A 12,153-nucleotide genomic window follows, 5' to 3' on the forward strand; every position below is an offset into this window, starting at 1 on the left:
AAACGAGACAAAATTCTAAATATTAAAATATTAAACTGAGGGAGATGTCAAAATTTGTGGAATTCAGATGGTTGGTTGAAAAAAAGGAGGAAAATTAGATGGCGAGTAGTGGAAAGTTCAGCTTGTTCAGCAAGGTTTTTCTAGCAGGTACAATACTAGTTTTAGGCATACCAATGACTAACGCTTTTGCAGCAACGGGAATTCAAAATACAGTTGATGTTAAAAAAATTGCAGGTTACACAATGGGGGAACCGAATGAAGAAGGCGGTGTTGCTGAAATTGTGAAATACAATTCAGACAACGAAAAATTCTACGTTATTAACGGACAAGCACAAACTCTTGATATTGTAAGTCTCAAAGATTTAAAATCATCTGAGACGGTGCAAGAGCTCCAAAAAGAAGATTCAATTAATATAGCAGAAGCACTAACTGACAAAGCATTTACATATGGAGATTTAACAAGCATTGATATCAATACCGATTATGATCTTATAGCTGTAGCGGTTCAAGAAAAAGATCATGCGAAATCTGGCAAAATTGTCGTTCTAGATTATGATGGAAAAATTAAACAGGAATATGTCGCAGGTGTACAGCCTGATATGGTCAAAATAACAGCTGATGGAAAATATATATTATCAGCTGATGAAGCGGAACCGCGCCTTGGTCTTGGAAATGCTGATCCTGAAGGAGCTGTTACAATTGTTGAGGTTGATTCTGGAAAAAGCACACAAGTGAAATTTGATGACGTAAATGTCATTGCAGACGATGTCCATATTCGTAACAATGGAACAAAAGTGGATGCCACCAAGGATTTTGAACCTGAATACATTGCTATTTCAAAAGATGGCAAAAAAGCATACGTCACTTTACAAGAGAACAATGCCATTGCGACGATCGACATCACAGCAGGCAAGGTTCTATCGGTAAAATCTCTTGGATATAAAGATCATTCCATGTCAGGGAATGAACTTGATGCTATAAAAAACGGTGAAATTGGATTTGAAAGACTTCCAATTCTAGGAGCATATATGCCAGATGCTGTTGCCTCTGTAAATATTGGCGGCGTAGAATATTTAGTGACTGGTAATGAAGGAGATGCAACTGAGTGGGGCGAGGATGATTCTGAATTTATTAATGTAGCCGATTTCGAAGATGTGAAGGATTCGATTACACTTACTAAGCAATTCAAAGGGATGACACCTGAAGAAGCACAGACAGCATTTAAAAGAATGAAAAATTCAGAGGTCTATGACAAACTTGAAGTATTAACCGATCGCGGTACAGATGCCATTTACACATTGGGTGGCCGTTCTTTCTCAATCTGGAAGGCAGATACAATGGAACTTGTTTATGACAGTGGAAGTGATTTCGAAAAGATCACAGCAGAGCGTTTTCCAGATCATTTTAACTGGTCAAATGATGATGATGAAATGGACAAGCGTAGTGCGAAAAAGGGACCGGAGCCAGAAGATGTAAAGGTCGGCATGATTGGTGATAAGGTCTATGCTTTTGTTGGACTTGAAAGAATTGGCGGAGTAATGACTTATGATATTTCCAACCCAGAAAATACTCAGTTTGCAAATTATATAAACAGTAGAGATTTCTCAGATAAGATTGCGGGTGACGTAGCACCAGAAGGTCTTGAATTTGTTCCACAGGACTTGAGTCCAACAGGTCGTCCTCTTGTTATTGTAGGGAATGAGGTAAGTGGTACAGTTTCTGTGAATGAGTTCCAAGTTCCTATTCAACAAACGCCACCGATTGATCAGCCCGATGATCAAACTCCACCTGTAGATCCTAACAAAGTTTCGAAGGATTTAGATAAGAGCTTGTTGAATAAAGAAGGAGAGATCATTTTGGATTTCTCATCATATTCACAGTTAAGCTTAGAATTAACGACGGATAAGGTTAAAGAGATCTTAAGTACAAATCCGAATGCAAAAGTAATGGTTAATAAAGGTGATGTGGAGGTTGGATTACCGTTAAGTATTCTTAAAGACATTAATCAAAAAGTAACACTTAACATCCTTCCAAAGTCATTCGAGGGTGCTATCGGTCCAGTCTATGATTTTACTATTCAAGCGGAAGATGGAGCCTTCATTGATAAATTTGTAGATAATAAGATTACGCTTAAATTTAAAGTTGATCCGACAAAGGTTAAAGATTGGAAAAGTGTTGTCATTTACTATATTGACGAAAATGGGAAAAAAGCAGAAAAAATTATTCCTACTGAATTTGACTCTACTAATGGAGGTGTATGGGTAGAAGTAAGCCATTTTAGTACATTTGGAGTATTCGAAGAATCTTCTGCTGGTAATTCAGATGGAAATAAATCAGACAATAATAATTCAAATGACTCCAATACAGATGGGGAGCAATCTAAGAAAAATCAATCTGGAAATCAACTTCCTGATACATCAACAAACTATTTTAACCTAATTGCAATTGGTTTAATATTAGTCGTTCTAGGTGGATTTATGCTTTATATAAGAAAAAGAAGAGCAGTGTAAGATAACTAAAGATCCCTTTGTTTCCCAAGGGGAACTTTCTTAATCAAAGCAATAAGAGGGAGAATATGAAAAGTAAATTAGTTGGTTATTTAATTCTAACTGTCGGTATTTGTTTTATTGGCTATGCTTCGTGGGGGATTATCCAATCCAATGTTAAAGCAAATGATACTTTGGAGGCAGCTAAGAAAATAGTAGAAGAGTCACCTTCAAAAAGTTCGAAGGATAACTTTTTACCAAAGCAAGGAGAGACGGTAGGCATATTAAAGCTCCCGACAATAAAAGCAGAATTAGCCATCGTTGAAGGAACTGATCCTGAAGAACTCGAAAAAGGTGTAGGGCATTATAAAGGCTCCTATTTCCCGGAGCAAAACGGGCAAATTGTTTTATCTGGACATCGTGATACAGTGTTTAAGCAGCTCGGAGAACTAAAATTGGGAGATGAATTACAAGTAGAAATCGCTTATGGGAAGTTTTCATACAAAATAATTGATACCAAAATAGTTGATTCAGATGACACGAGTATTATCACTCTTCAAAATGAAAAAGAAGAGTTAATTTTAACAACGTGCTATCCTTTTGGATACATTGGAAATGCACCACAACGGTATATTATTTATGCAGAAAAGAAATAGCATTATTCTCGATATGTAAGGGCGAACTTTATCAAAAATAAAAGACAACTGAGTACTCCAAACTACTCGGTTGTCTTTTTCACTTCATTTATTTCAAAGGTTTCTTGTTATGCCCATATTAATAGTTTTAATGGCATCCTGAATAGGTTATCTATTCTTTAAAAGTAGATATTTGACGTTAATAAATAGATAGGAATGGAGCTCCACGTTTGTTTTCATTAGAACCGTGTATTTTTAGTTTTTTAGGTAAAAAATAGTGTACATATGAATAAAGATGGTGACCAATATGAAAACATTGTATTTTTGTATCATTACAGCAATAGTATCATTTATTTCTCTCTACATTTTATCGAAGAAAATGAATGTCACGAACCTTTTAGGTAATTATTTTTTATCTAATATTCTTATAACAAATACAGGGATAATCATAAATTTAAACTTAAAATTAACAAAGCAAGATCCATTGAGCCAGCTGATTTTTTGGTCACAAAAAATTCCTGAGTTTTCACTGAAGCCTGCACTACTTTTATGGTTGCTTTATATTCTGTTCTCTAGGAGAACTATTTTTAGTAAACTTATTTCTCTCTTTATCTTCTTAACCGTACTTGTGTCTATTGAAGTCTATTTCGTAGAAATTGGATATTTGGAATGGATAAATTGGAATGTATTTTACTCCTATTTGAGGTACGTTCTAATCATTCTGTTAATGGCTATTTACCACTTCTACTTAGAAAAACTTATATATAGAACGAAAGATGTGAATACGACGTGATACTCCCTCTTCCTGAAAAATTTGATGAAAATGAGATATTTATTATCTTTTCTACTGTATTTGCTTTAGTCCTAATGTTTATTGTTCCTAGACGTTTGTCAGCTGTTACCATTGTAATAATTTGGACATTCAATGTATTTCTTGCTTTATTGGCTGATATTACTATTAGTATAAAACCTTATAACTTTTATTTTACGATCGATCATGATACCCATGAATTATTTGATGTATTATTGCATTTTGCAACATACCCTACTGTTCCTTATTTTCTAGTTAACTTATATCAGTATAAAAAACCAAGAGGGTTAAAGTTGTTATCTTATATTATCTTTTTTGCAGGGGTAGCCATAGTTTTAGAATATACCGCTGTGCAATTTCATGTTTTTACATATACTGGTTGGAAATTATACTTATCCTTCATTACATATTTGATCTTATTTGCGGTGAATATAGAGCTTGTGAACTTTATTGGAAAGAAACATCCTTATAAAAGAGAATCAACTAGTTGATTCAATTCAAGCACGTATATATATATTTATAGACCTGTAATCAAAAAGATAATAATTCACTGAAAGGTGAGGCATGATATACCCAAACTGGCTTGCAGAATAGGAGAGTACTAATTGATGGGCAATGCTTTTTGGAGTCATACCATTTGGTTTATCTTGCTGGGATTGACGACGATCATAGAGTTAATTGTTATTTTCTCAAAAGTGACAAACCGAAAACCCGTCTTTGCAGTGTATCTTACCATTAGTGGAATGGCATTTTGCTTTGAAATGGTTGTACTCTCCTATTTGAAAGCATATACCTATTATCCAATGCTGTTACCCCACTCTCCACCAGACGACTCAATCGCAGGGAATATTTTCTCGCAATTTTCAGTAACGGCGACAGCATTACTTATTGCCGTCTTGAAGCTTAAATATTACTGGTATTTTATCTTTGCGTTACTGTACGGTGCAATCGAGGAGTTGTTTCTCGCTTTAGGTGTGTATAAGCAAAACTGGTATCAAACTTGGATGACTGTAGTCTTTTTGCTGATCTTATTCTGGGTCACGAAGCATGTCTATCGAATAACATTTACAAGGCTGAATGGGTTCCTACGATACGTTTTTATTTTTCTGGGATTATTGACTTTGCATCAGCATACAATTGTTTGGATTTTCCGGATAATCGGCATTCAGCGCCTCAGCGAAAAAGTTCTATCTGACACAGATCGTAGTCTAGTTTTATTATCGAGTTCATATATGCTGTTACTTGGTGTAACCATCATGGTTATATATTTCACAGGGATTCGATGGAAATGGAAAGTCGCAGTAATACTATTGCTTTATTTTGCACATATGCTGGCAATGAAGTTTGATTTAATCATTTATAAGGCAGGATGGTTTTGGTTCTCCACATCCATTTCCATATGGGGGATGTACCTCTATACGTACATTCTTGATAAACTATACGAGAGTAGGGTCGAGGAGAGGTAGTAGTTTGCAAAAAAAATTTAGGCTATGTGCAACTTATTATTCGAAATTGGAAGAAGTACAGGAATGCAAAGGCATGGTTTGCATTCCTTTTTTCATTTGGAAGGAATTTCGATAAAAAGAATTGAATATAAACATATAGTATTTGGAATGAATGAGTAGGGGGTCACACTTATGAAACAACTTTATATAAAGCAGAAAGTATTCAGTCTAGGGGAAAAATTTACTGTAAGAGATCAACAGGAGCAGGACGTCTATTACGTGGAAGGCAGTTTTATGCAAATTCCAAAGACTTTCTCCATTATGAACGTAGAACGGGACGAAATTGCACTGATTACGAAAAAAGTGTTTAGTTTTTTGCCAACTTTTTTTGTTGAGGTAGACGGCCGGGAAGTGTTAACGATCAAGAAGGAATTCTCGTTTTTCAAAGCACGCTATACGATTGATTCGGCCGACATCGAGGTGCAAGGAAACTGGTGGGACATGGATTTTGAAGTACTGCAGCATGGGGAAGTCGTCGGGAAAGTGAGTAAAGAGTGGTTCACTTGGGGCGATAGCTACAAGGTTCAAATCGTAGATGAAGCGATGGAGAAGATAGTTATAGCACTCGTGGTTGCGATTGATTGTGTGAAGGCTGACCAAGCAGCTGCATCCTCTGCAGCAACACACTGAACTAGTTGGATAAAATCAATTTTTGTCGAAATTTATTTCCCGGGAATAAAAAAGGAGTCTTAGAATCATTCTAAGGCTCCTTTGTCTTTGAGAATTGAAGTTCTTAATAATCAGCTATGTGAAGTTCGAGGAACCAAGACGTCTTTTCTAAGTTCCATTTTTCGATATAAAAGTGCTAGAAGCATTGATGGAATGGTACAAACGATCATTCCAATGAAAGCATATCTTGGCTCTATTTCGTATAAGAATCCTCCGAAAATAGTGAAGACGGCTGTGCTCCAGCTAAGTGCAAGCGCTGAATAGATGCCTTGTGCTTTCGGGATCTGCGCATGGGGAATGTTTTTGATTAAGTATTTCATAAAAGCATAGTGCCCCATCGCAAACGAGAATGCATGCAATGTTTGCGCGATCGAGAACACAATCACATTAGGAAAGACGAATACCAAGATCCAACGTAACGTTGACCCACCGGCCGCTAAGGCTAGTAAAGAGCCTACTGAAAACTTGTCAAAGTGTTTATCTGCGATCGAGAAGAAGATGATTTCTGCAATGACAGCAATGTTTATAATGAGTCCAATTAGATAGATTGGTGCATGAATTTCTTGTAGAAAAATATAGCCATAGTTGTAATAAGTAGCATGTGCTGCTTGCAGTAAAATGACAACCATAAGTACTAAACCAAAATATTTAATCTTGAAAAGATGTAACATGCCTACTTTCTTTGTCTGAGCTATTTGTGGCTTTTCAGATAAAATAACGGGTGCAGGCATAAAACCAAGTCCGACAAATCCCATTATGCCAAGTAAGAGTGCCCATAAAATGACTTCATCCCCAAGTATGCCTGTAAAAATGGTTAAAACCATGCCGATGGAGAGAAATCCAATGGACCCCCACTGACGACTTCTTCCGTAATGCTTTAATTGTTTACTTTGTACAAGGACACTAGCAGCACTATCCAAAGCTGGCATTAGTGTTGGGTAAAATAGATGTAAAACGACTGTTACGATTAGTAAACTAGCAAATGAATTTGCCGGGACATAACAGAGAACCGCAACTAGTGAACCGATTCCCGATATTTTTAACAATGTTTTACTACTAAATCTTTCAGATAAGAAAGGAAATGCAAAAAGTGTAGAAAGTCCTCTTGCAATCAGTCCTAAGCTCATAATCAAGCTAGCTTCTGAGACTGTAATTCCTTTTGTATAAATCATCCACCCTGACCAATAAGGTAGAAATATTCCCCATGTTAGAAAAAAACTAAAAAACTGCATACTCATCCAGCGTTGTGTGTTCATGATTATCCCCCTCAATGATTGCATGATATCATGGAATTAATGAAAAATAATATGAGATATCTCATATTTTGAGGTGGAATATGGAAATTTACAAGGGTGAGAAGAAAAGGATATGTTTGGAAAAGTACTCAATCGCACATTTATTTTCCTTTCCGGTTGAAGAGTTTATCGAAGTGCACGAATACAGGCGAGATGAATGGATCATTCAGGAGGGGATGCGACCAGATTTTCTTTTTTATGTGATCGAAGGAAAAGCTAAAATTTATGTTACCCATCAAAATGGGAAAGTATCCTTAATCAATTTTATTAATGCTAATGAATACATCGGGGAAATGGAATTATTAAATGATGTGTACTACACGAAGGGGATTCAAGCTTCAACAAAGACCGTCTGTTTTGCGTTACCATTTCATTGCTACCGTACACAATTATTGGAGGACGCAAAATTTTTACGAGAATTAACGAGGTTTTTAAGTGGAAAGGCAACCTTTATGGCAGCGAAGTATTCCCAAAGCCTCGCTTTTCCTCTTGAAAATAGATTAGCGGATTTTATTTTGCAGACAGCAGATGAAGGGGTGTATAAGGAAAAACATGTGACCGTCTGTGATTATTTAGGTGTATCCTATCGCCATTTATTGCATGTTCTGACCCAATTTTGCGAGAAAGGGTATTTGCAAAAAGAGGGGAGGAACTATCAGATTAAACAATATGGTTCCTTGAAGGAGCTTGCTGGGGTGTTGAAAAATAAATGACATAGCTTTTCTATGAAAAACTCAATGTCTAATCGTTGGGTTTTTCATATTTTTGATGAGTGTACAAAATGGTCTACATGTTTACATTCGGTAAACAACATGTGTACAAATACGTATACATGTAAACAAATCTGTATACATCTTGTTAGAACCGAATGTATACGGAATTGTAAGCAAAGATTACAGAAATGTACACAAAAAGCCATAGTTTACGGATTGTTTACAGTTGTGTTTCTTTTACGCAAAGCGCATTGAAGAATCTAGTAATCTCTTATAGCCTTTTATATAGAAGTAAAAAATATATGAAAAGGAATGATTAAAGATGAACTCTAGAATTGCAGCAGTAGACGTTGGTAATGACTCCATTAAGGCCATTTTTGGGGAAGTAGAGTACGAATTAAATATTCCTAACATTGTAGCAAGAGATACGGAAGACCGTCCTGTAATTGGAATAGAAGAGTTGAATAATAAAAATCCACTAGAAGGAATACATATCAAGGTGCACTCCCCTGCACTGAAAGAAAACAATGCCATCTATCGTGTTGGCCATCTAGCAACAAAGAGCAGCAACGCATCCGAACTCGATCCAGGTAGTGCTAAATCTGAAGAAGATCAGACGTTAATCATGCTTTTCGCCACTCTAGCATTAGATGCTGTTAACGAGGAGAACAGCAATGCTTTCCCCCGCGTAAAAAATGTTATTGATGCTAACTATACGCTTGGAACGGGCCTCCCTTTAAGAGAAGTGAAGGAAGGAAAGGATGCTGGATACCGTTCTAAATTGGTTGGTTCTGTCCATCAGGTCGAATTTCTCGTCACACCGAAATACCAAGGTCTAAAAGTAAATATTAAATTTAATGAAGTGAAGATCTACCCTGAAGGATTCGCAGCGTATATTAACCTTGTTATGGATAATCAGCTAAAAATTATCAATAAGGATTTAATAGATAAGAGGATTATCATTCAAGATATCGGGGGATTATCGACAGATATTGCCGTCATTAAGAATCGAAATGTAGATGATGATAAGGCACAAGGTTTTAATCTAGGCGTATCAGAATCACTAGAGGCGATTAGAGAAGAAATCAGATCGAAGCATGGCATTGAATTAGATAGTCGTCGCGATGTCGTTGAAATTATTACGAGAAAAAATGATCGAAATCATATTATGGTAAAAGGGAGTCGGACGAGTGTTCATGATATTACCGATCGGATCTTACTTGAACTAGCCAAAAAACAATATCGCTTATTACGCAATGTGTGGCAGAAAAATTCACAAACCGAAATCTGCTATTTTGTAGGTGGAGGAGCGAATGTTTTAAAAGAATATATAAAAACATTAAATAACAATCTAGATGGCTATAACATTGATTTTTTTGAAGATGAGAAGGAAAGCATCTGGATGATGGCAAATGCTTATTATAAGCTCATCACTGATTTAGTTCGGAAGAGTGAGAAGCCGAAACCACCTCATGAACCGGTAAAGAATTAATAGGGTGATGATATGAAAAGCTCTAACTCAAATGAGATTAAGAGGGGACAAGCGATTTCCTTTCGTGTCCCTTCGGATACCCCTGACCACCTATTAAGGCATTTGCAAAAGCTAAAGGAAGTGGAAAGAAGGAATTTTTCCAGTAAAATTGCTGAGTTTGTACTGCGTGGGGTTGGTCAATCTTTTTCAAAGGAGCGGGAAACAATTACGGTTCCTCTTCCTCATAGATTAAGCAAGTCACAACGAGATTGGTTAAAGCATGAGCATTCTGAGGCGCTGTTAGGAACGATTATATACCAGCTTTTAACGGACCCCGTTCGTGCGACGGCTTTGCTTGCATCCTTAAATAGTAACTCTTTAGATATCAATGAGGCTCTGTACTTGCAAGAAGAATTGCCTGACGAAGAGGTCCCTTCTATGGAGGAAGAGTCTGTAGTGGATGACTATTTACAGGCTACTGAGGAAACTGCTGTTACCAAGGAATCAAAAATGATGGACGATTTGGATTCGTTTGAATGGGATAGGGCGACTCAAAACCTTTCTATAGAAGTGGAAGAGGAGCAGGCAGATGAAGAAAGTGATTTAGATAATCTACTGGGGGATTTTCTAAATGCGATGAATAAGTAGCACGACTAAATAAAGACCACCTTGATGGTGGTCTTTGTTCGTAACTCCGGCAACACCAGGATTAGAAAAAGCCCATTTTCTAACCTATGAAGTTTACTAGTACGATTTTAGAGGCGAGCCCGCATGGATTCGCACACACCACGAACGCCTTTTACCTTATGACCTGCAACCGTACCAGTGTAGGTTCCGACGAGCTGCCAATAGTCAATCGAGGCGACGACGAGTTGGTGCTTGACGTCCTTACGATCTTCAGGCGTAAAGGTGACGTCAAGTCTTCCATCCGCTGATTTGATGTGCCATGGTGCAAGTGGGTCGTTAGATTTTTGTTTAAACGTGATGTCCGCGAGTGGTTCACATGCTCCCGGTGTCCACAGGCAGGACTCTTCCTCAGTCCCAGCTACGATAGGTCTTTGAGCAAAGTTCGCACCAATCACTCCATCTGGTGTAATTGCCGCAAACGTACCCCATAGCCACGATGTTCGGTAGGGAAGGAACGTGCGATGCTCGTCGAGAATAGCGATATCGCGGGACGCGTCAAAGGTGTAGGTGCGGTCACCGACCGTGACGCTGCCGGAAGCAGGGTATGCCACTTTGTGCGTGTACATCGCTCCTCCTGGTAGAGGGGAACTCACGGATAGTGGGGCCGAAGCTTTTGCTCCATCAAGCTCAAGGTCCATCTTGATCGCAGCCTGCTCTGCCGTTGCGTCGACAGAAACTCGAATCCGATGACGTCCATTTGGTTGCTCTGCCCAGTCGTAGCCAATCCAGTAGCCATTTGCATCAATCGCAGGTGCACTTGGGAAGAGTTCATGCGGAAGTTTCAGAGATCCGCCTCGGACATTACGACTATGTTCGACCATGCCGTGCTTGTCACGTACATAGATTTCCGAACTCGCCAAATAGTGTGCTTCCTGAAGAATCATGGAAGACGGCAGTTCCGGGTGCAGCAGAGTGAACCCGACCCACTCTTTAAGGCGAAAACGTCGTAGGGCCCTTGGGAGAAGTGACGACTCATCTAGTGGGTCGACATCATATGGCCGTGCTTTGAATCGCCCATGGCGCCGTATGCCATCAACGATGAGAATGGTCTCTTCCTCTTTTTTTGATGCGATAACGCTTTCATTTTTGTGCGCATCAGATGCTCTTTCAGAATCTATAACGCTATTATCCTTTAGATCCTCATGTTTCACACGAGTCAACTCCTTCAACTATTCATCACTCTATTATAACAAAAATTCAAAACTATTAAAATTTAGTATGATGGCTGATGGTTATAACTGGTTTTCCTTTTCAGAGAAAAAAGGGTAGTATAAGAGGAAACGTTTTTTGAGGAGGAGCTACAAACAATGAGTACTTTACCTAATTGTCCAAAATGTAATTCTGAATATACATATGAAGATGGAGTTCTATTCGTTTGTCCAGAATGTAGTCATGAGTGGTCGCCAAATAGTGATGGGGCAAATGATGATGAAAAGGTTATTAAAGATGCAAACGGGAATGTTTTGAGCGACGGGGATACAGTTACCGTAATTAAGGATTTAAAAGTAAAAGGAAGTTCGTCTACGTTAAAACAGGGTACGAAAGTAAAAAATATCCGTTTAGTGGATGGAGATCATGATATTGATTGTAAAATTGATGGATTTGGAGCAATGAAATTAAAATCTGAATTTGTTAAGAAAATCTAAAAAGGAAGAGGCTGGGACAAAACCCCACCTCTAAGATGAAAAAGCCGGTGAAATTTTACGACAAGTAAAATTTCACCGGCTTTAATTATTTTTTGAATAAAAATAAGGACCACTTCTGATAAAATAAAGTTACCACACCAAATTTCATCCGAAAGAAGGGTCCTTATGTTTAAAAATTATATCATGAATCAAATCGTTTTGCCTTTGGATTTAGAAGTAAAATTACAAAATAATG

The 12,153-nt window shown here is 37.7% G+C and carries 11 protein-coding genes; 9 read left to right on the forward strand and 2 right to left on the reverse strand.

Translation table 11 applies throughout. The features are described from left to right. The first annotated feature begins 98 nt into the window (after positions 1 to 98). The 5 genes from FAR12_RS22255 to FAR12_RS22275 all read left to right on the forward strand — a co-directional run bounded on the left by FAR12_RS22255 (position 99) and on the right by FAR12_RS22275 (position 6,067). The gene (locus tag FAR12_RS22255; protein ID WP_126410959.1) at positions 99 to 2,510 is read left to right on the forward strand and encodes a choice-of-anchor I family protein; all 2,412 of its coding nucleotides are present in this window, start codon (positions 99 to 101) and stop codon (positions 2,508 to 2,510) included. 65 nt (positions 2,511 to 2,575) lie between these two features. Then, positions 2,576 to 3,142, forward strand: a complete 567-nt coding sequence (locus tag FAR12_RS22260) for a class D sortase (RefSeq protein WP_126410960.1) — start codon at positions 2,576 to 2,578, stop codon at positions 3,140 to 3,142. A gap of 768 nt (positions 3,143 to 3,910) precedes the next feature. Continuing rightward, entirely contained in the window at positions 3,911 to 4,423 is a 513-nt protein-coding gene (locus tag FAR12_RS22265) for a hypothetical protein (RefSeq protein WP_126410961.1), read from the forward strand. Between the two features lie 117 nt (positions 4,424 to 4,540). Next, a complete protein-coding gene (locus FAR12_RS22270) occupies positions 4,541 to 5,398 on the forward strand; it encodes a hypothetical protein (RefSeq protein ID WP_246010475.1) in 858 nt (285 codons plus the stop codon). A 171-nt stretch (positions 5,399 to 5,569) separates the two neighbouring features. After that, entirely contained in the window at positions 5,570 to 6,067 is a 498-nt protein-coding gene (locus FAR12_RS22275; protein WP_126410963.1) for an LURP-one-related/scramblase family protein, read from the forward strand. 110 nt (positions 6,068 to 6,177) lie between these two features. On the opposite strand, the gene FAR12_RS22280 is transcribed toward FAR12_RS22275, so the two are convergent. Further along, on the reverse strand, positions 6,178 to 7,362 hold the full coding sequence (locus FAR12_RS22280) for an MFS transporter (RefSeq protein ID WP_126410964.1): 1,185 nt from the start codon (positions 7,360 to 7,362) through the stop codon (positions 6,178 to 6,180). Positions 7,363 to 7,442: 80 nt separating this feature from the next. Here FAR12_RS22280 and yeiL point away from each other — a divergent pair, with 80 nt between their 5' ends. The 3 genes from yeiL to FAR12_RS22295 all read left to right on the forward strand — a co-directional run bounded on the left by yeiL (position 7,443) and on the right by FAR12_RS22295 (position 10,233). Further along, a complete protein-coding gene (gene yeiL / locus FAR12_RS22285) occupies positions 7,443 to 8,114 on the forward strand; it encodes a transcriptional regulator YeiL (RefSeq protein ID WP_126410965.1) in 672 nt (223 codons plus the stop codon). 322 nt (positions 8,115 to 8,436) lie between these two features. Next, positions 8,437 to 9,606, forward strand: a complete 1,170-nt coding sequence (locus FAR12_RS22290; protein ID WP_126410966.1) for a ParM/StbA family protein — start codon at positions 8,437 to 8,439, stop codon at positions 9,604 to 9,606. Between the two features lie 12 nt (positions 9,607 to 9,618). Continuing rightward, on the forward strand, positions 9,619 to 10,233 hold the full coding sequence (locus FAR12_RS22295; protein ID WP_126410967.1) for a hypothetical protein: 615 nt from the start codon (positions 9,619 to 9,621) through the stop codon (positions 10,231 to 10,233). A gap of 107 nt (positions 10,234 to 10,340) precedes the next feature. On the opposite strand, the gene FAR12_RS22300 is transcribed toward FAR12_RS22295, so the two are convergent. Further along, a complete protein-coding gene (locus FAR12_RS22300) occupies positions 10,341 to 11,423 on the reverse strand; it encodes a DUF2804 family protein (protein WP_212734406.1) in 1,083 nt (360 codons plus the stop codon). Positions 11,424 to 11,579: 156 nt separating this feature from the next. Here FAR12_RS22300 and FAR12_RS22305 point away from each other — a divergent pair, with 156 nt between their 5' ends. Continuing rightward, a complete protein-coding gene (locus tag FAR12_RS22305; protein WP_126410968.1) occupies positions 11,580 to 11,918 on the forward strand; it encodes a zinc ribbon domain-containing protein YjdM in 339 nt (112 codons plus the stop codon). Positions 11,919 to 12,153: the final 235 nt, after the last annotated feature.

Origin of the sequence: Bacillus yapensis (assembly GCF_005280205.1) — a bacterium.
Classification (GTDB): domain Bacteria; phylum Bacillota; class Bacilli; order Bacillales; family Cytobacillaceae; genus Robertmurraya; species Robertmurraya yapensis.